We start from the raw sequence: 23,569 nt of genomic DNA, 5'->3' as shown, positions 1-23,569 counted from the left end.
TGATAGTCAGGCGTGGCCGGCGTTTGCATTGCGGCGGCGATCCCGCACCATGCTGAGCGCAGTCGCGCACTGCAGCAGGAAAGCGAGTACCATGAACGGTGCCAGCCAGTTCAGCGAGTAGCCCAGCGCCATCACGCCATAACGCGGTTCCAGATAGTCACTCATCATACCGACGAATAACGGGCCACAACCCAGTCCGATAAGGTTGAGGAGGAACAGCATCACCGCGCTGGCCGTTGCCCGGTAGCGCGCTGGCGACCGGTTCTGCAACAGGGCGAGCGCAGGAACGAGATAGACGGATTTGAGCACCAGCGGCACGATCAGGAAAGCCATGGCAACCGGCCAGGCTGCCACAGAGGTAAATCCGAATATGAAGGGTGTAGACACCAATAGCCCCGCCCCTGGCAGCAGCGAATACCAGATCGGGTTTTTCGCGCCAAAGCGGTCGGAGATGACACTGCCAAGCCATGCGCCGAGAACCAAAGCGCCCGTCAGAGCCACACTGTAATAGAGCGCGATCTCAGAGAGCTCCATCCCCCTGACCCGGATCAGGAAAGCCGGCGCCCAGTTCATGAGACCGTAACTGACAAAGGATGTGGCGCCCGCCGCGATGGCGTTGAGCACAAGCGTCGGGGATTTCCAGAAGAACAGAAACGCCTCGAAGAACCCTGCTTTCTGGCCTGTGTCCTGCGCGCCGCCCTTTTCCGGGTTGTCATAGCGGCCCCTCACAGGTTCCCGCACGGCCCAGACGATAATGGGTGCAAACAACACGCCCAGCAGGCCGACGAGAATAAACGCACTCCGCCAGCCATACTCCACCGCGATCCAGCCAGCCGCCATGGTGCCGATCAGGCTGCCGGCAGGCACCCCCAGCACATAAAGTGCCAGCGCGCCGCCCCGCCGCTCGGGGGGAAAGTAGTCGGAGATGATCGAATAGGAAGGCGGCGAACAGCCCGCTTCTCCAACCCCGACCCCGATCCGGGCCAGGGCGAGTGTAACAAAGTTTGTGGCCAGGCCCGACAGCGCCGTAAACACACTCCAGATGCCACAGGATATCGCAATAATCCGCACACGGTTCCATCTGTCTGCAAGCGCACCGATCGGAATGCCAAAGACCGTGTAGAACAAGGCAAACATCAAGCCCGTCAGCATCCCCAGCTGAGTGTCCGAGAGGCCGAGATCCTGTTTGACCGGTTCAGCCAGAACCGAAAGGATCTGCCGGTCGAGATAGTTGAGCATGTAGGCAAAGGCCAGCACGAAGACGACGATGTATCGGTACCGGGTGCTGGCGGCCTCATCCGTTGGAGCGGATACTACGGGAGTGTTCACAGCTTTGGCCTCTCGAAGGGTGGCTGCCTCTGTGCTCAAGACACAGTCAGCAGATAGGGAGTTGTTTAGGGTAATCCGTCACCGGCGCTTCCAGTTGCCCGGCCGCCGCGCATTGACCGCCGCGACCCCCTCGGCAAAATCCTCGGTTCGTTTCAGCTGCAGCTGACGGCGCGCTTCCTCAGACGTATGGCGCCGCACGTGCTGAGAAAACTCCCTGCGAAGCGTGGCGCGCGTCGCCTCCACCGCGAGGGGCGCATTCTCCGCGATCTCCCCGGCGAGAGCGAGCGCTGCGTTGAGCAGATCCTCTGACGGGGCCATGATATCAGCCAACCCCATATTCACCGCTTCTTCGCCGCTCACGCGCCGCGCTGTGAGGAACAGCAGTGCGGCGCACTGATCCCCCACGAGCCGGGGCAGCGTCGCCGTCATCGCAAATCCAGGATGCATCCCCAGCTTGACGAAGTTGGCAGATAGACGCGTTCCCGTCGTAACGACACGGAAATCAGCCGCCAGCGCAAGTCCCAGCCCCCCTCCGATCGCGGCGCCCTGCACAGCCGCAACACTTGGCTTGCGAATAGCAAAGAGACGTTCGGCCTGATCGTAGAGCTCGAACGGGTCATTGTCCTCTCCAGCCAGGTCCGCGCCGGCGCAGAAGTTTTTTCCCTCCGAAGCGAGCACGATCGCACGCACATCAGGGTCGGCATCGGCCCGCTCGAATGCGGCAACAATCTCGGCCAGCAGCGCCGCGCTGAAAAAGTTTGCCGGCGGACGGGAAAACTCGATCAGCGCCACCGCGCCAGACCGTTGAAAAGAAACAGTATGGTCAGACAACGGCATGGCGTTGCTCTCTCCTAGGTAGATGCGCGTCATGAATACTCCGTGTCCAGCGCCGCTCTCAGCGGCCAGCCTCGTTCGCGGCGGCAGGGCCGATCCTTTCTGCCCGCAGGGCCGAACGGCGCACCTTGCCAGCCTCATCCTTCAGCTCACGCGTCGTGAATTCGAACGTCTTGGGAATCTTGAATCCGGCGAGTGTCTCGCGGAGAAATGCGACAAGCTCCTTGGCCCCAGGCACCGGCCCTCCGGGATCGGTCTGAATGATGGCATGGGCCCGGTTGCCCAGATCATCGTCGGGCAAACCAATGACAACACTCGCGCGCACGCCAGGATGCCGGTCGAGCGCCGCCTCGATCTCGGCCGGGAACAGATTCACCCCGCCCGAAACAATCATGTCCGTCCGCCGGTCGGAAATATAGAGATACCCGTCGGCATCAACATGCCCCAGATCCCCCAGCGAAATCCAGCCATCGCTCACCCCGGCTACGGCGCCGATATACTGAAAGCCCAGACACCCTTCCTCGCCAGCCTGGAACTGTATCTCGCCAATCTCTCCGGGTACGCACGTATTCCCCGAGGCATCGGCAATCCGCAGCCGCACACCCGGCGTTGGCCTGCCGACAGATCCGGGCCGGCTGAGCCATTCATCCCCCCGGATAGCGGTTGAGCCGATACCTTCCGTTCCAGCATAAACCTCCAGCAGGCGCTCCGGCCCGATCCACCCGATCCAGGCCTGCTTCAGCCAGGGCGGACAGGCGGCCCCAAGATGCACCACCGTCTTCAAGCTGGAGAGGTCATACCTGTCGCGCACTTCCTGCGGCAGACGCCATATGCGGCTCATGACCGTGGGAACAACCACGACATGATGCACCTTGTACTGATCTATCAGGCGAAGGGCCTGCTCGGCATCAAAGCGTCCCATGCAGACGACGTGTCCGCCCGAAAAGAGGCAATGATGCGCCGCGCTGAAAGCTGCATTGTGATAGAGCGGGCCCGGGCTCAGGATAGTTCCTTCCGGCTCCTGCCCAAGATATCCGGTTCCCTCTGCCGGGAACACGGCCTTCGCCTGGGTAACGATCAGCTTGGGCCTGCCGGTTGATCCCCCGCTGGTCATGATCTTCCAATGGCGCGAGACAGGGCTATCCGGCAGATCAATACTTTCATCGGCCTCGAAAGGATCCTCCACCTTCAGGCACCGGAAACCTTCGATCTGCGCCCCGATGACCACCGCTGGCTTTGCCAGTCCGGCCAGCGCGGCAAGTTCATGGTGTGGCAAACGCGGGGACACCGGACACGGGATCGCGCCGAGTTTCCAGATCGCGAAGGTGTATTCGAAAAAGGCAAGCGAGTTGGGAAGCGCCAGAAGGATCGTATCCCCATAGCCGACGCCTTCCCGGGCAAGATTACGCGCCCGCTGGCTGGAGCGCGCATCAAGCTGCGCCCGTGTCAGCGTTACCCCATCCTGGGTTACTGCAGGATGTTCAGGGTCGCGGGCAGCGTGCACTGCCAGAATGTCGCTTAGCGGAACCTGTCTGCTCATGCCTGCTGTGTGCTCCCATACCCGATGTCCGGCGACGTCCGGCCGCATCGGGCAATTTATTTTTCCGGAGTCTAGAGCGGGTCTTCAGATTTCTACTAATTCATTGCTCTCTGCCTTCATGAGCCAGAGGAATGACAGACTGCGCGCGACCCGGTATGCGCCGCAGGAATGGGCCTGCCGAAAAGGTTGTTTGACTTGGCAGCGGCCAGCCGGGACCTAAACGCTGAGATCACACCGTTTCCCGGCGCACCGGGGACACGCTGACCGGAAAGGGCGCCTGATGGTTGATGGCTTTGATTTTGTCGTGGCAGGGGGCGGCTCTGCAGGCTGCGTGGTGGCTGCGCGGTTGAGTGAAGACCCTGGCGCGCGGGTTCTGCTTCTGGAAGCCGGGCCGGGCGACAATAACCTCTTCCTGAAAATGCCGCTGGCGTTCCGGCTGTTGCGCATGACCAATCTCTACGACTGGGGACTGAAAACGGAGCCCGAACCGTGGGCGCGGGACCGCTCCATTCCGGCAGCCCGGGGCAAGGTTCTCGGTGGCTCCTCTTCGGTCAATGGGATGATGTACTCCCGGGGGCATCCGCGCGATTATGACCAATGGGCGCAAATGGGAGCAACCGGATGGGCCTATGAAGAGGTTCTGCCCTTCTTCCGGAAATCGGAATCAAATTGGCGCGGGGCTTCCCACTGGCATGGAGCAGATGGTCCCCTGGGCGTCTCGCGGCCGGACGCAGATACGCCGCTCACCCGCGCGCTCAAGTCAGCCGGACAGGCTGCAGGGCTGCCCGTCACCGACGATTTCGAGGGGGAACAGCCTGAGGGCGTCGGCCTCCCCGATCTGACAACCGCGAGCGGCAAAAGGGCGAGCGCCTCCCAGGCTTTTCTGAATCCCGCCCGCAGTCGCCCCAACCTGACGATCATCACCTCTGCCCGGGTCACCCGGCTTGTCCTGGATCGAGGGCGGGTCACCCACATCGAATATGTCCGGAACAACGTCCCACAGCGGGTTGCCGTCGGGCAGGAAGCCATTCTGTGCGGCGGCGCCTATGCCTCCCCCCACCTCCTCATGCTCTCCGGTATCGGACGCGGTGACGACCTGCGCCGGGCCGGTGTAACTCCGGTGCTCGATCTTCCGGGCGTCGGCCAGAACCTGAAGGAGCACCCGCTCGCCGCCATGGGCTTCCAGGCCCGTCAACCTCTTGGCTTTTCCGGAAAGATCCGGGCCGATCGGCTGGCATTGTCGGGGCTTGGCTGGATGCTCACGGGTAGGGGCTTCCCATCCACCGTTCCGCTCTCGGCCATCATCTACCACAAATCCCAACCCGGCCTCGAGCGGCCTGACCTTGAAAACATCGTCATGCCCACGGCGCTGGATGCGCGCGTCTGGTTTCCGGGAATCGTCAGTCCAAAGCCTGAAGTGCTCACCAATTTGAACGTGGTGCTGCATCCTTCCAGCACCGGCAGCGTCACATTGCGCTCTGCCGATCCCGAAGCCACGCCGGTCATCCGGCTCAACATTCTGCAGGCGCAGGAGGACATCGACCGCCTCCGCTATAACATTCGCTGGTTCCGGGATCTGGTGCGCACCGCGCCACTCTCGGAATTTGCCGGCGATGAAATATTTCCGGGCAAGGACATTGAGAGTGATGCGGCATTGGACGCCTACATCCGCTCAACGGTCGTCACGGCGCAGCATCCCGTCGGGACATGCCGGATGGGCACCGACCCATCCGTAGCCGTCGTCAGTCCGGAGCTTCGAGTTCACGGCACCGAAAACCTGCGCGTGGCTGACGCTTCCGTGATGCCGTCCCTGATCGGGGGGCACACAAATGCGCCGGCCGTGATGATCGGCGAACGGGCCGCAGATTTCATTCGGGCCGGGCGCTGACCAAACCTCAGAAGCTGGTCACGATGGTCTTGGTTTCCAGATAGGCATCGAGACCTTCAGCGCCGCCTTCGCGCCCCCATCCTGATTGTTTGAACCCGCCAAATGGCAGCCCGGGGCCGGCAATCATCCCGGAATTGATCGTAACCGTCCCGGCATGAACAGCGCGGGCAAGACGATGGGCCTGTCCGATATCCCGTGTCCAGATGCTCGCCGAAAGCCCATACTCGGTTGTGTTGGCCAGTTGGACAGCCTCCTCGGCATCATCAAATGGCAGCGCCACAAGCACGGGGCCGAACACTTCGTCTACGGCAATTCCCTTTGTCGCAGAAACGCCGGCAATGACGGTTGGCTCAACAAAGTATCCGGGCCGCTCGACAGCGCCGCCGCCTGTAATGATATCGCCACCTGCCTGCCGCGCGTCCTCGATCATCCCCAGCACACGCCGGAACTGCGCCTGCGATATTACCGGGCCGAGGGTTGTAGACGGGTCCAGCCCGTCGCCCAGCACATGCTGCCGCGCCAGCTGCACGATGCCCTCAACCGTCTGATCAAACAGGCTGCGATGCACCAGCAGCCGGGACGCCGCCGCACAGATCTGCCCCGCATTCCGGAAAATGCCGTTCGCTACCGCCGGGACCGCACGGCTGAGGTCCGCATCCGGCAACACGATCGCGGGCGATTTTCCGCCAAGCTCCAGGGTCAGGCGTTTCAGGTTGCCCTGGGAGGCAGCGATCAGCTGTTTGCCAACAGCCGTCGAGCCTGTGAATGATATCTTTGCAATGCCCGGATGCTCTGCAATGCGGGCGCCTGCCACTGCCCCCAGCCCTGTCACGATGTTCACCGCGCCCGGGGGAACACCGGCCTCCAGAAGAATTTCCCCCAGACACAGGGTCGTCAGCGAAGCCTGCTCGGCCGGCTTCAGCACAACTGTACAGCCTGCTGCGAGCGCAGGCCCGAGTTTGACCGCAGCGTTCAGCAGCGGAAAGTTCCACGGAACGATCAGGCCCACGACACCAACAGGCTCCTTGACCGTCATCGCAGCGAAATCGCCCGGGAGGTCCACGACGGGCGCCGTGCCCGCTATCTTGGTGCACCATCCCGCCCAGTATCTGAAAACGCTCGCCGCCATGGGTAAATCCATGCCGAGCGCGGCGGTCAGGGGCTTGCCATTATCAAGCGTTTCCAGCTCGGCCAGCTCACGCGCGCGCTGGTCTATCAGGTCAGCTGCACGCCATAGAATGGCTGATCTCCTGCCCGGCGCGAGCCCGCTCCACAACTTGCGCACAAACGCCGCGGTTGCAGCCTCGACGGCCAAATCCACATCACCCGCATCGCCTTCCGGGATGACGGCAATCTGCTCGCCTGTCGCCGGATTGAGCACCGCGAGTGTTCTGCCCGAACTGCTATCGCACCACTTTCCGCCGATGAGCATCTGGAATGGCCGGCTCATCCGCTGACGCGTTTCTTCCGAAAGCCGTCGGTCTTCCAACATCCTCGCTTGTCCCTTCCCGCACTTTGCTTTTGCCCGTCCTCTTACCAATTCGGTCCGGGAATGAACCAATTCATATCAGGCACCACCTATTCCCGCAGTGCATTTCTGTCTCGCGGCAATATTCCCAGAAAGAATAGAAGCGCCCAGAAAAGAATTTGACGATTGGCAGCCGGGAATTCACCAGATCGGGAAAGATCAACAAGGACGTGGCACAGACGACGTCCGCAGGGAGGCAATTAGAATGCATAAGATCTGTATTCGGACTATTCTTCTGAGCACCAGCGCTGTCATGGCCCTGGCCGCCCCTGCATTCGCGCAGGAAGCCAGTTCCCCGCCGGAAACCGTAGAAACAGCCGCGCCAGCGAGCGAAGAAACGGCCCGCACGCTCGGCACCATCGTTGTCACCGCGCAGAAGCGCGAACAATCGCTGAACGAAGTGCCAATGTCGATCACTGCCCTGTCCGGCGATCAGCTGACCGCACGCGGCGTGAGCGATATCGAGTCTCTGGTGAAGTTCACGCCCGGCCTCAGCTATGTTGAAAGCGGTGCCAGCGTTCCGGTTTATTCGCTGCGCGGCGTCGGCTTCTTTGACACGACGCTCGGCTCACGGCCAACCGTTGCCGTGTATCAGGATGAAGTGTCGCTGCCTTTCTCGATCATGGCCCAGGGCGCCGCATTTGACCTCGACCGGGTAGAGGTTCTGAAAGGGCCGCAAGGCACACTCTTCGGCCAGAACTCCACCGGCGGCGCCATCAACTACATCGCTGCCAAGCCCCGCTCCGATATGTCGGGAAAAATCGCGGCAAGCTATTCCAGCTTCAACACGCTGGACGCAACAGGCCACGTCAACGCGCCGCTTTCGGATACGCTCAATGCCCGTTTCTCCGCACGCGCCCTTGTGAGCGACGGATGGCAGGAGAGCCTCACACGCGATGATACGCTTGGCGCCAAGAGCTTCTATCAGGGACGCCTGCAGTTTGACTGGCAGGCTGCAGAAAACCTCTCGCTGCTGATCAATCTCAACGGCTTCGTCGACAATTCCGAAACCCAGGCTGCCCAGCGGATCGATACGATCTACTCGGCGCCGGCCTATATCAGCCAGGTTCCGATTGTGGCGAACTATCCCGTCGCCCCGTCAGACAACCGCATTGCAGACTGGGACGAGGGCGAAGCGCTGAAAAAGGACAACAGCTTCTGGCAGGCCTCCGTGCGGGCAGACTATGACCTGTCGCCAAGCCTCACGCTGACCTCGCTGACCGCTTACTCCGCAATGGACGTCGACCAGCTCGTCGATCAGGACGGAACATCGGCCAAAGCCTCGCTTACCGAAGTCGCCGGGGAACTGTCTTCCTTTTCCCAAGAACTGCGCCTGGCTTGGCAGGGAGAGCGGAGCAATGTGGTGCTTGGTGGAAACTACTCCCGGGACAAATCAAGCGAAGACGATCTGTTCGAATTTCCCTACACAACCAGCTCCTACTCCACGATCCCGGGTATGCGCACCGATGCAGTCCGCCTGATCGGGGACCAGACATTTGACACGTCCGCGATCTTTGCCAATCTGGACTACGACCTCACCTCGACGGTCACCGCACACGCAGGTGTGCGGTATACGGAGGTTGAACTTACCTCGGTTGGGTGCGCGGCAGCCGGCAGCCCCACGTCGGCCGCCACTTACGGTACACTGGTCAATGTGATCCGCGGCCGCGCCGGTCTGGCGCCGGTAGTCATTGGTGTGGGCGATTGCGTTTCGGTTGATCAGACGCTGACGCCGGGCTTCCGCCGGGACAAGCTGAACGAAGACAACGTCTCCTGGCGTGCTGGGCTCGACTGGACCCCGGCAGACGGCGTGCTGCTCTATGCTAACATCAGCAAGGGCTACAAGACCGGAAGCTCGCCCACCATCCCGGCAATCGAACAATCCGAACTCGCTCCTGTTACGCAGGAATCGGTTCTTGCCTATGAAGCCGGCTTCAAAGCCCCTCTCGTCCGTAACCTGATCGAAGCCACGGGCGCCGTGTTTGCCTATGAGTATGAAGACAAGCAGCTGCAAGGACGCCTGCCCACTATTCTCGGAGTGCTGCCCGGCCTTGTGAATGTGCCCAAATCGGAAATCCGTGGCGCAGAGCTTCAGGCCAACGTCTTCCCACTCGAAGGCCTCACGCTCACCCTGGCGGGCACGTATATAGACTCCGAAGTCACCGAGGATTTCAACAATTTCAGCATCCTCGGCCTGGCGGCAAACTTCAAGGGCGATGCGTTCCCTTACACACCAAAATATCAGCTGGTCTTTGACGGACAGTACGCAACCCCCATCACTTCGGGTCTCAATGCGTTCGCAGGCGTGAACGCCAATTATCGCAGTGCGACAACATCCGGCTTCGGAGACGACCCGCGTCTTGATATTGATGCGTATACGGTGGTTGATGCCCGCGCTGGTATCGAAGCGGCGGATGGTGCGTGGCAGGCAAGCGTGTTTGTCCGAAACCTCACGGACGAATACTATTGGAACAACGTTGCGCGCACCTCTGATGTGATCCGGCGGTACACCGGCGCGCCGCGGAGCTTCGGCATTTCCCTGTCCCGCTCATTCTGAGGCTCCCGCCTCCTCTCCTGATCAGCAGGTGGCCCAGGGCCGCCTGCTGAACTTTTTTTGCTGCCTTGTCCTGGAAGTTGAGGCGGGAGAAACGCTGTACAAATATTGCCCTCTGCTGGGCCGCTGGCGTGCTATAGGCCTCTCCTGCATCCTTCGGCTCACCAGGGAGACAAAGATGATGATAGACCTGTTCGGAGGAGAGGAACCTAACCAGACGACGCGCGAGGAAATGGCTGAGGGAGCAGTCATTCTGCGCGGCTTCGCACGGCATCTCGAGGAAGATCTGCTCGCCGCGGTCCGGGAAGTTGCCCAACTATCACCCTTCCGCAGGATGATCACGCCAGGCGGCCACGTGATGTCCGTCGCGATGACGAATTGCGGTCAGGCGGGCTGGGTGACTAATCGCCAGGGCTATCGCTATGATGCAATTGACCCGGAAACCGGAAAACCATGGCCTCCGATGCCCGGCAGTTTCATCGCGCTTGCGGTCTCAGCCGCGGCCGAGGCGGGATATTGTAAGTTCCGCCCCGATGCATGCCTCATCAACCGCTATGAGCCTGGCGCAAGGCTGTCGCTTCATCAGGACAGGAACGAGCGCGACTTAGCCAATCCCATTGTCTCTGTGTCCCTCGGGCTACCCACAATTTTCCAGTTCGGGGGATTGAAGCGCGCCGACCCAATCAAGAAATATGCACTCCGCCATGGCGATGTCGCCGTTTGGGGCGGCCCCTCGCGCCTCTGCTATCACGGTGTCCCGATCCTGAAAGACGGCGAACATCCGAAGGTCGGGCGGGCAAGACTAAATCTGACCTTCCGCCGAGCCCTCTAAGGCAAGGCTACACGCGGTACAGATGAAATGTGAGAACCCTTGAAATACTTTCCCAGAAAAGTGGCGGAGAGGAAGGGATTCGAACCCTCGATACGCGTTAACGTATACGCCCTTAGCAGGGGCGCGCCTTCAGCCACTCGGCCACCTCTCCAGCGCTCGGAATTCCCTATAGATGAGGGGGAATTGGGGCAAGTCTGAATTGCGGTGATTGGGCGCCATCGGGCCGGAAAAGTCGCCAGACGCCCCAATAAGGCAGAAGAAAACGGCATGTCCCCTCCGGAGCCCCGGCCGCCAGCCTGTAATTCCACAGGCCTGCCCGGCGCCTCAAAAGGCCCGCCAGCCCCCCATTCGCTGATTACCGGCACGTGCCCGGCCAGATTTCAACCGGTTCATGACGACCCCGATCACATTCCCCCCCGCCGCTTCAACGGCGGCGCGCAGGTCCTCCACCTCGTCTGCGCCCACCGTTTCGGCCTGCACCACCAGCACCACCCCATCGGTCAAAGGCGCATAGATCAGCCCCGCCGCAGAACGCGAAAGCGATGGCGCATCGATGATGGCCCAGTCCGCACTGCGCCGCAGCGCCCCCCACCAGCCGGGCGCCGCCAGCATGCGCACACTGTGCCCCGGCGACAGCCGCTCATTCCGAAAGCGCGTCACCAGAAGGCGCAGACCATCAATCTGATGCGCTGTCAGCAGCTTTGTCAGGGCTGGCACCTTTTCTGATCCGGAGACAGAGTAAATCTGCTCCACTCCAAGGGAGGCATCCAGCGGATGCCCCGGCCGGCCCACGCCACTCAGAACTCCTTTTGAAAAGGCCGTATAAAGAGGGTTCTCGCGCAGATCGAGATCAATCAGCCACGTCATGCGGGCAGCCCGGGCGGCGGCCATCAGGGCAAAGGAAGCAGCAACACTGCTCGTGCCTTCCCCTTCCCGGGCCGACATGAACATCAGCACGCGGCCACCCGCGCGCGGGGTGATCCGCGTTGCGGCCTGCCAGAGGCCGGAAAGATCCTGCCGCAGATCGCGCATGACTTGCCTTCGCTTCTTCTCGCAGGAGCGCTAGCATGCGATGGTTAATGCGTCTTTAGGAAAATCGCTCGCCGGCGCTCAGCGCGGACGGACGGTGGCAAGCACGGGCAGTCCCACTGTCCGCTCCAGGGCGGCAGCCGTGGCAAAGCCCCGGCGGCTGAACGCATGCGCCAGGCCGGCGCCAAGCGCGGCCAGCGCCGCCAGGAGAAACGCAGCGAAGGAAGCGGGAATCCGCAGACTTTCCCCCCGCATTGGCACCGCCGCGCTCTCTACAAGGCGGACATCTCCAGCGCCCTCCCGGGCAAGATCACTGCGCGCCCGCGCTTCGGCGGCCCGGGCGCCAAACTGGCGCGCCGCATCGGCCGCTACATCCCGCCGGCGAACCAATTCTGCCAGCCCTGGTGCCAGTTCCCGCAAGTGTTGATCCCGCGCCTCAAGGCTGGCGATCTGCGCATGCAGCTCCGCCTGCTGACGGGCTGCCGCCTGGACTTCTGCCTCAAGCCGCGCAATGGCCAACCGAACCTCCTGATACAGCGGATCAGGCCCGCGGCGCGCAGCACTCGCCGTATCCCCCTGCGCCGCCACCAGCCCCTCGATCCTCTCGATACGGTTGTCCAGATCGCGCAGCGCCAGGGCATTGGGCGCCAGCCGGGCCCGCAACTCTTCGCGCTGAACGTAAAGTTCCTGCAGGCGCTGTTGCGCGGTGTCTTCCGTATACATCACCTGGTCGGCCGGCAGCCCGGCAAGTTTCCGCCGGTAGCTTGCCAGCTCTGCCTCAAGCTGCGCTTTCTGGGCCCCCGCCATCATCAACTCGAGGCTCGCAGCCTCATACAGGCGCTGCTGTGTGCTCCGTTCGGTTTCGAGCCCGGTCAGACCGTTCTGCGCAAGATAGGTCCGGATCGCCGTTTCGGCGTCGGCTACCTCGCGTTCAAACCGTTCACGTTGGGCGCCAAAACTGAGGGCAGGCTCTTCCCCCAGCACCGCCGGGCGATAATCGAGATAAGCGCGCGTCAGGGCGTTGAGCAGGACCGCGGCCATTTCAGGATCAGCATGGCCAAATTGCAGCCTGACGGCCCTTCCCCCCGGTAAAACTTCCGTCTGAAGATTATCCGCCAGAAGGTCCGCGCCGATACGGGCGCAGTCCTTCCGGCCGCATTGGGCGGCAAGTGCCGGATAAGCCCGCGCCAGGGTCCCCTTCTCAAGTGCCGCGCGCGCCACCACCGGGCTGCGCATCAGCTCGATTTCGGACCGGGCGGCGCTCTCCGCGTCCGCGCGCTCGGTTGGCGGAAAAACCAGTACCCGCGCCTGCGCCACATAGCGTTCGGGCAGCATCAGTGCCGCAAACAGGCCAAGCGCGAACAGCGGCAGAAACACCAGCAGCATCAGCCATTTCGCCCGCCACAGATGCACCAACACATCCCCTGCGCCCAGGCGTGGCCGCAAGCGCGGCTGCGCTGCCCGCGCTTCAGGTTGGCCGGCATCGGCTGGGGACATGGGTTCGCGCCGCTCCCTGCGGGTACTCAACCTGTCACAGATGCCATGGCGCGTTTGAGATTTCGTTAAGCATCAAGGAACTGTAGAGGGAGGCTGGAATCCCCCGCGTCAGGCCGCCATCTATCGGCGCGGCGCTACTTCTGGCAGACTTTCTCCATGACCCAATATTTCGAACCCATCCCCTACCCCCTGTGGCACACCGACAAGGCCGCCTTCGCGGACAAGCTCGGAAAATCCTTCCGGGAAACAGGCTTTGCCGTCATCACCGGCCACCCCGTGGCCCAGCCCGTGATTGATGCAAACCTTGCCGCCACCAAGGCGTTTTTCGCCCTCTCCGAGGATGTGAAGGAAAAATATCACGATGCTCCCGGCGGGCGCCAGCGCGGCTACACCCCCTTCGGCACGGAAAACGCCAAAGGCCAGGCACAGGCCGACCTGAAAGAGTTCTGGCATACCGGCCGCGACCTTCCCCCCGGCTCGCCCTACCGGACCACCATGAAGGATACCCCCAGCGTCGCCGAAGTGGCAGACTTCGACCGGGCGACCCGCGCCCTTTATGCCGCCCTGGATGATTTTGGCGCTGATCTCCTCAAAGGTGTCGCGCTGCATCTGAACCTTCCGGAAACCTGGTTTGACGACAAGGTTAACTTCGGTAACTCCATTTTGCGTCTGCTGCATTATCCCCCGCAGATGAACCCGCCGCCGGAAGGTTCGGTCCGCGCTGGCGCACATGAAGACATCAACGTCATCACCCTGCTCCTCGGCGCTGAGGAAGCCGGTCTCGAAGTGAAACACCGCTCTGGTGCCTGGCTGGCGGTCAACCCGCCCCCCGGCGCGCTCGTGATCAATTGCGGCGACATGCTTCAGCGCTACACTGGCGGCATCCTGCCATCCACCACACACCGGGTGGTCAATCCGGCCCCCGAACGCTCCCGGTTCCCGCGTTACTCCACGCCCTTCTTCCTTCATTTCAATCAGGATTTTCTGATTGAAGCCCTCCCCGGCTGTCTCGCCGAAGGGGGCAAGGCACAACCTCCCATCACCGCTCAGGACTTCCTGATGGAGCGCCTGCGCGAGATCGGCCTGGTCAAGGAACGCAGCTGAAGACCGGGCCTCCCCGGGGGGCCCAATCCACCCGACGTTCCCAAACTTGCCCTCTGGCACATAAATTGAGTGTCCCCTGGATGGCCTGAGCCAATCTGGGAGGCGCCGAAATGCCAGCTATGGGTATCTGCGAATGGATCGCCGCCGGACGCGCGATCGCGGAGGGCCAACTCACGCGCTATTCCGAAAAGGCTCACTTCACCGACGAGTTCGAGCAGGACCTCTGCCGGCTGACAGGCGCCCGCCACAGCCTGGCCGTCACGTCCGGCACCGGCGCGCTGATCGCTGCCCTCGCTGCTGCCGGCATCGGCCCAGGCGATGAAGTCCTGGTGCCGGCCTATACCTGGATGGCAACGGCGGCTGCGCCCGTCATGGTCGGCGCGGTTCCGATCCTGGTGGACATCGACGAGTCCCTCACCATCGATCCGGAAGACATCGAGCGGAAGATCACCCCCTACACCCGCGCCATCATCCCCGTGCATATGGGCAACGCCCCCTGCGACATGGACGCGATCATGGCGATTGCGAAGAAGCACGGCCTGATCGTCATCGAAGACGCCTGCCAATCCGTCGGCATCACCTATAAGGGCCGCGCCCTGGGCACCATCGGCCATCTCGGCGCCTTCAGCTTCAACAAGATGAAGAACGTCAACATTGGCGAGGGCGGCGCCGTCCTCACCAATGACGACCAATATTACGCCCGCGCCCGTTCCTATCACGATCTCGGCGCGATGATCCGCGGCCATGAGGAACGCTACAACGAGCCTGCCTTCGTCGGCGTCAACATGAAGGTCAACGAGATCCAGAGCGCGATGGCGCGTGTGCAGCTGCGAAAGGTTGTCCCCATGCTCGAGCGCAAGCGCAAACGCCGCGCCGCCATGGCGGAAATCCTCGCCACAGGCACGGATTATCAGCTCACGCCCCACAACGACGCAGACAGCGCCGTCAGCCTCACCCTGGTTGCGCCCACCGTCGAGGCCGCTGTCGCGCTGCAGGAACGCAAAGGCATCTGGAACCGCCTGCGCGACAGCTCCAAGCACATCTATACCAACTGGGAACCCATTCTCTCCAAACGCACCTTCCATCCGAAGATGAGCCCCTGGGCCTGGGCCAAGCGTGAGATCACCTATACCCCGGATATGTGCGCCCGCACGCTGGATATTCTGGACCGCACCTGCGTCGTCAATATGGGGCTGGAGTATCCCACCTTCCTGATGCGCCGCATCGCCAAAGGCATCGCCGCCTGAACCCTGCCCCCCCTAAAGCGAAGCCCCGGCCGGATATTCGTCCAGCCGGGGCTCACCATTTTATTCCGCCAGTGGATTACTTGGTTTCGTAGGTGCGCGACAGCTCGTCGAACAGGCGCACGCCATAGCCAACCGCGCCCTTCGGGTCGACAGCATTGCCCGAGTTCTGCCAGGCCATCGACGCAATATCGAGGTGAACGAAGGGCGTCTCTTCCTTCACCCACTCCATGATGAACGCCGCGCCCACCGAGGCGCCCGGCGCGCCCTCGCCGCCATTCTTCACGTCTGCCACATCGCTGCGGATCGCCTTGAACGTATTGGGATGCACCGGCAGGCGCCAAAGCCCCTCACCCGACGCATCCGCCGCCGCCAGGAACCTCTGGGCAAGCGCATCGTCGTTCGTGAACAGGCCCGCATAATCAGACCCCAGAGCACCGCCGACAGCGCCGGTCAGCGTCGCAATCGTCACGGCCAGCTTCGGCTTGTACTGCTCCTGTGTCCACCAGAGGCCATCGGCCAGCACCAGGCGGCCCTCGGCATCTGTGCTCATGATCTCGATGGTCTTGCCGCTCATCGAGGTCAGCACATCACCGGGCCGGATCGCATTGCCATCCGGCATGTTCTCCGCCAGCGGAAGAACCGCCACCACGTTCACCTTTGCCTCGCGCTTGGCCAGCGTCAGGACCGCGCCAGCCGATGCCGCCGCCCCGGCCATGTCCATCCGCATACGCCACATATTGGCGCTCGGCTTGATCGAGATCCCGCCCGTATCAAAGGTGATGCCTTTGCCGACGAACGCAATCGGCGCCTCGCCTGCCGTGCCGCCCTTGTATTCCACGGCCACCAGGCGCGGCGGGCGCACAGAGCCCTGCCCCGTGCCGTAAAGCGCGCCCATGCCGAGGGCCTCGATCTGCGTCTCGTCCAGCACCGTCACCGTCACATTCGGCAAGCCCTGGAACTTTTCCACCACCTGATCGGCAAACCAGGCCGGCGTCTTGATGTTCGACGGCGTGGAGACGAGATCGCGCGCAAAGAACACGCCTTCCGCCACAGCGCGGGCATCGGTTTCCCAAGCGCGCCGCGCGGCATTGGCGTCGGGCGCCAGAAAGGTGAGTGTCACTTTGGGCTCGCTGGCCGGCGCAGCCTTGCCCCATTTGCCGAAATCATAGGCGCCCAGCATCGCGCCCTGCGCAGCAATGGCCGCGTCATTGGCCACATCCTTTGCGTCCGGAACGGCCACATTCACTGTCGCCGTCCAGCCTGCGGTCCCCTTGGCCACTGTGGCGCCATAGGTCTGCAGGTCGGTGGCGGATTTCAGTCCCTCACCTGTGCCCACCAGCAGCACCGCCCCGTAGGGGCCAACGCCGTACAGTGTGAGCGTCTGCCCGGCAGCGCCCTTGAAACCGGCCGTCTTGATGGCCTCGGCAATCGCCCCCTTCGCAGCCCGGTCGGCGTCGCGGGAAATCCCCTCCAGCGCGCCATCCTTGCCCACAGGGAGCGCCACAGCGCCTCTGGCGGGACGTTCCGCCTTGGCAAAATCGATGCCCGGCACTTCGGCAAGCGCCGGCATCGCCAGCGCCATCGCGGAAACAGCGGCGGTGATCCATATTTTCATGGGCGGTGTCCTTCTCTGTTCTAATATTACATTTTGCCTCGGAAAAATCTGGCCGCCTGTCCAGCCCTTTTGGGGCATGGACGCAACAGATTCCGCACGCGGGCAACTAAGCGCTGCCTCAGCCGGCCAGAAAAGCCTTGAGGTCTTCCCCGCAGCCAAAGGCATGGTCTGGCCGCGCGGCGGTCAGCGCCTCGCGCGGCGCAAATCCCCAGCTCACGGCCACGCAGCGGATGCCCACTTCCCGCGCCGCATCAATATCGCGGATCTCGTCGCCCACTGCCAGCGTCCGCGCCGGGTCTGCCTTCAGGCGCTTCATCACATCGCGGAAATGCTTGGCCTTGCCGAACATGCCCGCCCCGCAGCTCCAGGCAGAAATCCGTGAACTGATTTCCGGCCCCAGTGCCCGGCGCACAACGGCTTCGGAATTGGATGATACCACCGCCACAGGAATGCCCCGCGCCATCAGTGTATCCAAGAGGTCCCGCGTGCCCTCAAACAGCGGAAACGTCTCCGCCGCCTTTGCCCGCTTGCGCGCATGCACGGCGATCAGCGGCAACTTCCATCCCGGAATGCCCAGAGACTGCATTACCTCCCGTGGCGGATGCCCCCGCATCGCCTCCTGCTCCTCAAAGCTCGGCAACCGGAACCGGAACTTCTGCGACAGCTCCGGCAAAAGCTCACGGAAAAACCCCACGCTATCGGCCAGCGTGCCATCAAAATCAAAGATGATGAGGTCAGGTTTTGTGGCCATGTGCTCCCCCCTCACACTCCCCTCAGATCAGCCCCGCCAGCGGCGAACTCGGATCAGCATACCGCTTCTTCGGCATCCGGCCAGCCAGATAGGCTTCGCGTCCCGCAATCACGGCATGCTTCATCGCCCGCGCCATGCGGATCGGGTCTTTGGCTTGCGCGATGGCCGTATTCATCAGCACACCGTCACATCCCAGCTCCATCGCAATCGCGGCGTCAGATGCCGTCCCCACGCCCGCGTCGACAATCACCGGCACGCGCGCGGCCTCAATGATCAGGCGGATGTTCACCGGGTTCATGATGCCGAGGCCAGAACCGATCAGGCTGCCCAGCGGCATGATCGCCACACAGCCCGCCTCTTCCAGAAGCCGCGCATAGACCGGATCGTCCGAACAATAGACCATCACCTCGAAGCCATCCTTGATGAGGGCCTCAGCCGCCTTCAGCGTCTCCGGCATGTTCGGATAAAGCGTCTTCTGATCAGCCAGCACTTCCAGCTTCACGAGGTTCCAGCCCCCCGCCTCGCGCGCCAGGCGCAGCGTGCGCACCGCCTCGTCGGCCGTGTAACAGCCCGCTGTGTTGGGCAGATAGGTGAACTCGTCCGGCTTCACATGATCGGTCAGGCGCGGCTCGTTCGGGTTCGACAGGTTCACCCGGCGCAGCGCCACGGTGACGATCTCGGCCCCCGCCGCGCGCGCGGCGTCGGCATTCTGCTCATAGGAGGCATATTTGCCCGTGCCGACGATCAGGCGCGAGGCATAGGTCTTGCCGGCGATCACCAGCGGGTCGTTGACGGGGCTCTGGGCGGCGGTGTCGGGCACGGGGCGTGTCTCCTGACTGAACTTCAAAATGGGGCGCGTAGGGGCGCTGCGGTTGGCGTTTTGTTGGAGGAATCCGGGCGTTCGTTGGAGGAACCGTTGGAGTTTTTTTCGCCCCTTATCCACCCCCTACGAACTGCACGATCTCCAGCCTGTCCCCCTCGGTGAGGACGGTCATGGCATGTTCGGACCTGGGCACAATCTCGCGATTGCGCTCCACGGCAACCCCGCGCGGATCACGGCCGGTCTCGCCGGATATCCGGTGGACAAGCTGCGCAACCGTCGTGCCCGGGGCGATCTCGAGCGCCTCACCGTTCAGCGTGATCTGCATCCGTAAAATTCCCTGACTGTTGCCCTCTTGCCACGCTGGCCGTTACAGCGCAAACGAAGGCGCATGTCGAAACCGGTATATGTCCTCGGCGGGCCGAACCTCAACCTTTTGGGTACGCGCGAGCCGGAAATCTACGGGCGGGATACGCTCGAAGATATCCACGCCCGACTCAGGGCGCTTGCAGGCGACGTGGCAATTGTCGCGCGTCAGACGAATTCTGAAGGTGAGCTCGTGTCCTGGGTGCAGGAGGCCGCCCGTGAGGGCCGGGCTCTGATCCTTAATGCAGCCGCTTACACGCACACGTCGATCGCTCTGCATGACGCCTTGAAAACGCTGAAGATTCCGCTGATCGAAGTACACCTGTCGAACCCCGCCGCGCGCGAGGCTTTCCGGCATGTCAACTACGTGGCGCCTGTTGCAGTTGGTACAATTGCCGGGCTAGGTGCCTATGGATATGAACTCGCGCTGAGCGCGGCCCTGAGGCTATCGGGAGAGGCGAGGAGCTAAAAAACATGAGTACTGCCAAGAACAAGCTGGACACCGGCCTGATCCGGGAACTGGCTGCAATCCTGCGCGAAGCCGACCTGGGCGAGCTGGAAGTCGAGCATGAAGGCCTGCGTGTGCGGGTCTCCAAACCGGCTGCACCAACCATGGTTCAGGCCGTGGCTCCGGCTGCGCCGGCGGCCATGCAGGCCCCCGCAGCGCTTGCCGCGCCAGCCCCCGCCGCCGCTCCAGCGGCGGCTGCGGCTTCAGACAATGCCGTAAAATCTCCAATGGTCGGAACGGTTTACCTGTCTCCCGACCCGAACTCCAAGGCTTATATCGCCATTGGCGACAAGGTGAAAAAGGGCGACACGCTCATGCTCATCGAAGCCATGAAGACGTTCAACCCCGTCGAGGCAGACCGCGCAGGCACCGTGAAGGCAATCTATGTCGAGAACGCCCAGCCGGTCGAATTTGGCGAAGCCCTGGTCCTGATCGAGTAGCATGTCGGCTCCCCGTCCCATCCAGAAGGTCCTGATCGCCAATCGCGGTGAAATCGCCCTGCGAATCCACCGCGCCTGCAAGGAAATGGGCCTTTCCACCGTCGTCGTTCACTCCGAGGCAGACCGCGATGCCATGGCCGTGCGCCTGGCTGACGAAAGCGTCTGCATCGGGCCTGCCCCGTCTTCGGAAAGCTATCTGAAGAAGTCGCGCATTCTCGCCGCTGCCGAAATCACCGGCGCTGACGCGATCCATCCCGGCTATGGCTTCCTGTCGGAAAACGCCCAGTTTGCCGAAATGGTCGAAGCCCACGGCATCGCTTTCATCGGCCCGACGGCAGAACATATCCGCGTCATGGGCGACAAGATCGCCGCCAAACAGGCCATGATCGAGGCTGGCGTGCCCTGCGTGCCGGGCTCCGATGGCGCGGTGGAAACCATCGCCGAAGCCAAAAAGGCTGCCAAGAAAATCGGCTTCCCGGTGCTCGTGAAGGCGTCTGCCGGCGGCGGTGGCCGCGGCATGAAGCTGGCGATGACCGAGGCGGACCTCGAAAACGCTGTGAAAACAGCGAAGACCGAGGCCAAGGCCGCCTTCGGTGACGACGCTGTCTATCTGGAAAAATACCTCCAGGGCCCGCGCCACATCGAAATCCAGGTGATTGCGGACACCCACGGCAACGTCGCCCATCTCTGGGAACGCGACTGTTCCCTCCAGCGCCGCAACCAGAAAGTCTTCGAGGAAGCCCCCTCGCCAGCACTCAATCAGGTGCAGCGCGAGGAAATCGGCGGCATCGTAGCCCGCGCGATGCAGAAGCTCGGTTATCGCGGCGCCGGCACCATCGAATTCCTCTACGAAGATGGCCGGTTCTATTTCATCGAAATGAACACCCGCCTTCAGGTCGAACACCCTGTCACCGAGATGATCACGGGCATCGACCTTGTGCGCGAGCAGATCCGCATTGCCGACGGCAAGGCGCTTTCTTTCCGCCAGGAAGATGTGATGCTCGTCGGCCACGCCATCGAGTGCCGCATCAACGCCGAACATCCGGAAACCTTCGTGCCATCGCCGGGCCTCATCACCGAGTTCCATGCGCCGGGAGGCCCGGATGTGCGCCTCGATAGCGCCGCCTATGCCGGATACCGCATCCCGCCGCATTACGACTCGCTGATCGGCAAGCTGATCGTCCACGGCCGCACCCGCCGCGAATGCCTGATGCGTCTCAAGCGCGCCCTGCAGGAAATGGTCGTCGGCGGCGTTCACACGACACTCGATCTGCACCGCCGCCTTGTGGAAAACGATGACGTTCAGGCCGGGGATTACAACATCCACTGGCTCGAGAAATTCCTGGCCGAGAACAAGATCCAACCGGGCGAATAAGGGCCCGTCATTGCGCCGCGTTTACAGTCAACGCGGCGCAACCCATATCTTGATCTGATGTCCGCCCGCTTCGGCCCTGAAGACCTGCTTGCCTGCTACCGCCGGGGCGTTTTTCCCATGGCCGACTCGCGGGATGATCCGCGGCTGTTCCTTGTCGACCCGGACTTCAGGGGCATCCTGCCCCTGGACGCGTTCCACATTCCCAAACGCCTGAAGCGCCGGGTCTGCCAGGACCCGTTCCGGGTCAGCTTTGACACTGCCTTCACGCGCGTCGTCGAAGCCTGCGGGGAGCCGCATGACAATCGCCCGAACACCTGGATCAACTCGCCCATCGTGAACCTCTACAGCACGCTGCACCGGCAGGGCTTTGCCCATTCGGTGGAATGCTGGGACGGCGACGAGCTTGTGGGCGGTCTCTATGGTGTGGCCCTCGGCGGCGCTTTCTTTGGCGAGAGCATGTTCTCCCGCGCGACGGACGCGTCAAAGATTGCGCTGGTGCATCTGGTCGCCCGGCTCATTGACCGGGGTTATGTGCTGCTGGACGCGCAATTCCACAACCCGCACCTCGTGCAGTTCGGCCTGATCGAGATCAGCCGCGACGCATTCAAGGCGCGCCTGAAGGCGGCGCTGAAGGTCGATGCAGATTTTCATGGAAGCCTGCCGGAGGCGCTCTCCGATCAGTCGATCGGGATGTCCTCGTCCGGCGGGGTTTCAGTTTCGGTTACACCGGCCGGCATGTCATCATACAGCGGCTCGACACTTTCCGGGATGGTTACTCGTTCCGGCAGTTTTACCGGCTCCGGCGCCGTGCAACGGATCACCCAGATATCATAAACCGGATGTTCCAGCGCGTTGAGACCCGGCGAAGAGGCATACATCCAGCCTGAAAACAGGGTGGGGTTCTGAGCGGCCGCAGCGGGCGCGTCCTTGGCGGCGACAGCCTCCATGGTTTCCACCGCCACAGGCTGGGTCGAAGCGATCCGCAGGAAGGCAGCGCTTTCGGGAACTTCTTCAGGCGGCGCCTGATAACAGGTTTTCAGCTCCACCCGCAGCGACCCGAAGGTCACCGGCTCGCCCACCTTCACGACAATGTCCGTCGAGCGCCCGGTAATCTTGTCCAGAGCGCGCAGCGTCGCCTGGTTCTTCTGCGCCATCGTACTCGCCGAAGCGGTCAGAGCCACCACTACGGCAAAGCCGGTAGCTGCCAGAAGGCGCGAAGCAATTTTCATTCACCAGCTCCATCAGAGGGAACTTCCGGGGGATCCACAGGGCCGAAATCATCTGCGGCCGAAGAAGAAGACGTGCCGCTATTGCTGCTGCCACCACCGCCGCCTGATGCGAAGGATGCAAACAGGGTCAGCAGATCGACGCTGCCGCGCGTGAACTGGATTTCGCCCGTGCCGTCCTGCGCAATGTTGTCGAAACCGGCGCCGGGCTCGAGCGCGATATAGGCGCCGCCGAGCAGACCATCCGTGGAAATCCGCGCGTCGGTATCGTCGGGCAGCTCCCACTTCGAATCGAGCGCGAGCTTGAGCACCGCTTCAAAGGTCTGCGGGTCGCCATCAATGGATTTCACAACCCCGGCCTTCACGCCCGCAATGCGCACGTCTGATCCGCGCGAGATGCCCGATACGCTGTTGAAGCGTGCGGTCACTTCGTACTGGTTGGCGCCCATGCCGCTCGAATCGCCGCCTCGTGCCAGGGCAAACCAGAGGAAGAAGCCAGCGACACCAACGACCACGGCCCCGATCAGGGTTTCAAAAAACGATTCACGCATCCGGGGTCCACGCCTCGTAATCGGAGTCGGAGCGCTGACGCTCACGCTGGTTGGACAGAGAGCCCTTGGGCTTCACCGCATAGGGCGTGCCGGTCATATTCGGCATGTGGTCGGTCTCCCACTCGCGGCGCTCCAGCGGCATCTTGGTCGGCGGCGCGTCCAGCGTGTGGTGCAGCCAGCCATGCCAGTCAGCGGGCACCTTGGAGGGTTCTGCCAACCCGTTATACATCACATACCGGCGGCGGCGGCCTTCGATCGAGGGTTTCTTCTCTTCGAAATAGCGGTTGCCGTATTCATCGGTGCCGACAAAGGCCGAACGCCGCTTGATGTCGAAGGCGGCTCCGACGGTGTTTCCGCTCCACCAGGTGAATATCTGCTTCAGCATCTGAGGCTTTCCTGACCGTGTTTGATGGCCGCAATATGGCGATGCCCCGGCGATTAATCCATCCATGGCAGGCAGGCAATGCGCCCTGGGCGCGCGGGGCGCGTCATTACAGGCAATCCACTGCTTTGAGCGCCTGAAAAGCGGTTGCCG

Annotated in this window: 21 protein-coding genes, 1 tRNA gene and 1 pseudogene; 9 read left to right on the top strand and 14 right to left on the bottom strand. The window is 62.5% G+C overall.

What is annotated here, in order from left to right; genetic code table 11:
- Window positions 1–6 precede the first annotated feature (6 nt).
- The 3 genes from HPO_RS03740 to HPO_RS03730 all read right to left on the bottom strand — a co-directional run bounded on the left by HPO_RS03740 (window position 7) and on the right by HPO_RS03730 (window position 3,703).
- Complete coding sequence (locus tag HPO_RS03740; protein ID WP_051612233.1) at window positions 7–1,329, bottom strand: spinster family MFS transporter; 1,323 nt, start codon at window positions 1,327–1,329, stop codon at window positions 7–9.
- A gap of 78 nt (window positions 1,330–1,407) precedes the next feature.
- Complete coding sequence (locus tag HPO_RS03735) at window positions 1,408–2,160, bottom strand: enoyl-CoA hydratase/isomerase family protein (protein ID WP_035594838.1); 753 nt, start codon at window positions 2,158–2,160, stop codon at window positions 1,408–1,410.
- A 64-nt stretch (window positions 2,161–2,224) separates the two neighbouring features.
- Window positions 2,225–3,703, bottom strand: coding sequence for an AMP-binding protein (locus HPO_RS03730; protein ID WP_035594628.1), 1,479 nt, complete (start codon window positions 3,701–3,703; stop codon window positions 2,225–2,227).
- 280 nt (window positions 3,704–3,983) lie between these two features.
- On the opposite strand from HPO_RS03730, the gene HPO_RS03725 reads away from it, so the two are divergent.
- Window positions 3,984–5,591 carry a GMC family oxidoreductase gene (locus HPO_RS03725; RefSeq protein WP_035594625.1) on the top strand — a complete coding sequence of 536 codons (1,608 nt, stop codon included), beginning with the start codon at window positions 3,984–3,986 and terminating at the stop codon, window positions 5,589–5,591.
- A 7-nt stretch (window positions 5,592–5,598) separates the two neighbouring features.
- On the opposite strand, the gene HPO_RS03720 is transcribed toward HPO_RS03725, so the two are convergent.
- Complete coding sequence (locus HPO_RS03720; RefSeq protein ID WP_206742115.1) at window positions 5,599–7,041, bottom strand: aldehyde dehydrogenase family protein; 1,443 nt, start codon at window positions 7,039–7,041, stop codon at window positions 5,599–5,601.
- Between the two features lie 283 nt (window positions 7,042–7,324).
- On the opposite strand from HPO_RS03720, the gene HPO_RS03715 reads away from it, so the two are divergent.
- Both HPO_RS03715 and alkB read left to right on the top strand, forming a co-directional pair.
- Window positions 7,325–9,676, top strand: coding sequence for a TonB-dependent receptor (locus tag HPO_RS03715; RefSeq protein WP_035594621.1), 2,352 nt, complete (start codon window positions 7,325–7,327; stop codon window positions 9,674–9,676).
- A 178-nt stretch (window positions 9,677–9,854) separates the two neighbouring features.
- The gene (alkB, locus tag HPO_RS03710; RefSeq protein ID WP_035594835.1) at window positions 9,855–10,505 is read left to right on the top strand and encodes a DNA oxidative demethylase AlkB; all 651 of its coding nucleotides are present in this window, start codon (window positions 9,855–9,857) and stop codon (window positions 10,503–10,505) included.
- 61 nt (window positions 10,506–10,566) lie between these two features.
- On the opposite strand, the gene HPO_RS03705 is transcribed toward alkB, so the two are convergent.
- The 3 genes from HPO_RS03705 to HPO_RS03695 all read right to left on the bottom strand — a co-directional run bounded on the left by HPO_RS03705 (window position 10,567) and on the right by HPO_RS03695 (window position 13,031).
- Window positions 10,567–10,656 (bottom strand) — tRNA-Ser (locus HPO_RS03705).
- A gap of 173 nt (window positions 10,657–10,829) precedes the next feature.
- Complete coding sequence (locus tag HPO_RS03700) at window positions 10,830–11,537, bottom strand: P-loop NTPase family protein (RefSeq protein WP_035594618.1); 708 nt, start codon at window positions 11,535–11,537, stop codon at window positions 10,830–10,832.
- Window positions 11,538–11,615: 78 nt separating this feature from the next.
- A complete protein-coding gene (locus HPO_RS03695; RefSeq protein WP_035594615.1) occupies window positions 11,616–13,031 on the bottom strand; it encodes a Wzz/FepE/Etk N-terminal domain-containing protein in 1,416 nt (471 codons plus the stop codon).
- Window positions 13,032–13,187: 156 nt separating this feature from the next.
- Here HPO_RS03695 and HPO_RS03690 point away from each other — a divergent pair, with 156 nt between their 5' ends.
- On the top strand, window positions 13,188–14,135 hold the full coding sequence (locus tag HPO_RS03690) for an isopenicillin N synthase family dioxygenase (protein ID WP_035594613.1): 948 nt from the start codon (window positions 13,188–13,190) through the stop codon (window positions 14,133–14,135).
- A gap of 110 nt (window positions 14,136–14,245) precedes the next feature.
- A complete protein-coding gene (locus tag HPO_RS03685; RefSeq protein ID WP_035594611.1) occupies window positions 14,246–15,382 on the top strand; it encodes a DegT/DnrJ/EryC1/StrS family aminotransferase in 1,137 nt (378 codons plus the stop codon).
- A gap of 76 nt (window positions 15,383–15,458) precedes the next feature.
- On the opposite strand, the gene HPO_RS03680 is transcribed toward HPO_RS03685, so the two are convergent.
- The 4 genes from HPO_RS03680 to thiS form a co-directional block, all read right to left on the bottom strand.
- Window positions 15,459–16,997 carry a leucyl aminopeptidase gene (locus HPO_RS03680; protein WP_035594608.1) on the bottom strand — a complete coding sequence of 513 codons (1,539 nt, stop codon included), beginning with the start codon at window positions 16,995–16,997 and terminating at the stop codon, window positions 15,459–15,461.
- Between the two features lie 118 nt (window positions 16,998–17,115).
- A complete protein-coding gene (locus HPO_RS03675; RefSeq protein ID WP_035594605.1) occupies window positions 17,116–17,748 on the bottom strand; it encodes an HAD hydrolase-like protein in 633 nt (210 codons plus the stop codon).
- A 22-nt stretch (window positions 17,749–17,770) separates the two neighbouring features.
- A complete protein-coding gene (locus HPO_RS03670; protein WP_035594602.1) occupies window positions 17,771–18,568 on the bottom strand; it encodes a thiazole synthase in 798 nt (265 codons plus the stop codon).
- A gap of 115 nt (window positions 18,569–18,683) precedes the next feature.
- On the bottom strand, window positions 18,684–18,896 hold the full coding sequence (thiS, locus tag HPO_RS03665) for a sulfur carrier protein ThiS (RefSeq protein WP_035594599.1): 213 nt from the start codon (window positions 18,894–18,896) through the stop codon (window positions 18,684–18,686).
- Window positions 18,897–18,959: 63 nt separating this feature from the next.
- Between thiS and aroQ the strand changes: the two genes are divergently transcribed.
- The 4 genes and pseudogenes from aroQ to aat all read left to right on the top strand — a co-directional run.
- Window positions 18,960–19,403, top strand: coding sequence for a type II 3-dehydroquinate dehydratase (aroQ, locus tag HPO_RS03660; protein ID WP_035594597.1), 444 nt, complete (start codon window positions 18,960–18,962; stop codon window positions 19,401–19,403).
- 5 nt (window positions 19,404–19,408) lie between these two features.
- Window positions 19,409–19,882: an acetyl-CoA carboxylase biotin carboxyl carrier protein gene (gene accB / locus HPO_RS03655; RefSeq protein ID WP_035594594.1), complete on the top strand. Its 474-nt coding sequence runs from the start codon at window positions 19,409–19,411 to the stop codon at window positions 19,880–19,882.
- 1 nt (window position 19,883) lies between these two features.
- On the top strand, window positions 19,884–21,257 hold the full coding sequence (accC, locus tag HPO_RS03650) for an acetyl-CoA carboxylase biotin carboxylase subunit (RefSeq protein WP_035594592.1): 1,374 nt from the start codon (window positions 19,884–19,886) through the stop codon (window positions 21,255–21,257).
- Window positions 21,258–21,314: 57 nt separating this feature from the next.
- Window positions 21,315–21,911: pseudogene (gene aat, locus HPO_RS20175) on the top strand (leucyl/phenylalanyl-tRNA--protein transferase); the annotation flags it as partial.
- A gap of 23 nt (window positions 21,912–21,934) precedes the next feature.
- Here the strand turns inward: aat and HPO_RS21185 are convergent.
- Genes HPO_RS21185 through HPO_RS03630 form a run of 3 tightly spaced genes read right to left on the bottom strand, consistent with a single transcriptional unit; the run spans window position 21,935 to window position 23,419 of the window.
- Window positions 21,935–22,486, bottom strand: coding sequence for a DUF2155 domain-containing protein (locus tag HPO_RS21185; RefSeq protein ID WP_051612231.1), 552 nt, complete (start codon window positions 22,484–22,486; stop codon window positions 21,935–21,937).
- Complete coding sequence (mlaD, locus tag HPO_RS03635) at window positions 22,483–23,034, bottom strand: outer membrane lipid asymmetry maintenance protein MlaD (RefSeq protein ID WP_051612230.1); 552 nt, start codon at window positions 23,032–23,034, stop codon at window positions 22,483–22,485. Before mlaD ends, HPO_RS21185 begins: the two co-directional genes overlap by 4 nt.
- Complete coding sequence (locus HPO_RS03630; RefSeq protein WP_035594587.1) at window positions 23,027–23,419, bottom strand: NADH:ubiquinone oxidoreductase subunit NDUFA12; 393 nt, start codon at window positions 23,417–23,419, stop codon at window positions 23,027–23,029. The genes mlaD and HPO_RS03630 overlap by 8 nt, the downstream gene beginning before the upstream one ends.
- Window positions 23,420–23,569 lie beyond the last annotated feature (150 nt).

It is taken from the genome of Hyphomonas polymorpha PS728 (assembly GCF_000685315.1).
Taxonomy (GTDB): Bacteria; Pseudomonadota; Alphaproteobacteria; order Caulobacterales; family Hyphomonadaceae; genus Hyphomonas; species Hyphomonas polymorpha.
Note: the sequence above shows the minus strand (reverse complement) of the source record. Positions and strands in the feature narration are given on the sequence as shown.

Coding starts and splice junctions, on each gene's coding strand:
- HPO_RS03685 (WP_035594611.1), top strand. CDS start 14,246: ATGCCAGCTATGGGTATCTGCGAATGGATCGCCGCCGGACGCGCGATC.
- HPO_RS03715 (WP_035594621.1), top strand. CDS start 7,325: ATGCATAAGATCTGTATTCGGACTATTCTTCTGAGCACCAGCGCTGTC.
- HPO_RS03695 (WP_035594615.1), bottom strand. CDS start 13,031: ATGTCCCCAGCCGATGCCGGCCAACCTGAAGCGCGGGCAGCGCAGCCG.
- alkB (WP_035594835.1), top strand. CDS start 9,855: ATGATAGACCTGTTCGGAGGAGAGGAACCTAACCAGACGACGCGCGAG.
- thiS (WP_035594599.1), bottom strand. CDS start 18,896: ATGCAGATCACGCTGAACGGTGAGGCGCTCGAGATCGCCCCGGGCACG.
- accC (WP_035594592.1), top strand. CDS start 19,884: ATGTCGGCTCCCCGTCCCATCCAGAAGGTCCTGATCGCCAATCGCGGT.
- HPO_RS03690 (WP_035594613.1), top strand. CDS start 13,188: ATGACCCAATATTTCGAACCCATCCCCTACCCCCTGTGGCACACCGAC.
- HPO_RS03700 (WP_035594618.1), bottom strand. CDS start 11,537: ATGCGCGATCTGCGGCAGGATCTTTCCGGCCTCTGGCAGGCCGCAACG.
- mlaD (WP_051612230.1), bottom strand. CDS start 23,034: ATGCGTGAATCGTTTTTTGAAACCCTGATCGGGGCCGTGGTCGTTGGT.
- accB (WP_035594594.1), top strand. CDS start 19,409: ATGAGTACTGCCAAGAACAAGCTGGACACCGGCCTGATCCGGGAACTG.
- HPO_RS03680 (WP_035594608.1), bottom strand. CDS start 16,997: ATGAAAATATGGATCACCGCCGCTGTTTCCGCGATGGCGCTGGCGATG.
- HPO_RS21185 (WP_051612231.1), bottom strand. CDS start 22,486: ATGAAAATTGCTTCGCGCCTTCTGGCAGCTACCGGCTTTGCCGTAGTG.
- HPO_RS03725 (WP_035594625.1), top strand. CDS start 3,984: ATGGTTGATGGCTTTGATTTTGTCGTGGCAGGGGGCGGCTCTGCAGGC.
- HPO_RS03720 (WP_206742115.1), bottom strand. CDS start 7,041: ATGAGCCGGCCATTCCAGATGCTCATCGGCGGAAAGTGGTGCGATAGC.
- HPO_RS03630 (WP_035594587.1), bottom strand. CDS start 23,419: ATGCTGAAGCAGATATTCACCTGGTGGAGCGGAAACACCGTCGGAGCC.
- HPO_RS03730 (WP_035594628.1), bottom strand. CDS start 3,703: ATGAGCAGACAGGTTCCGCTAAGCGACATTCTGGCAGTGCACGCTGCC.
- aroQ (WP_035594597.1), top strand. CDS start 18,960: ATGTCGAAACCGGTATATGTCCTCGGCGGGCCGAACCTCAACCTTTTG.
- HPO_RS03675 (WP_035594605.1), bottom strand. CDS start 17,748: ATGGCCACAAAACCTGACCTCATCATCTTTGATTTTGATGGCACGCTG.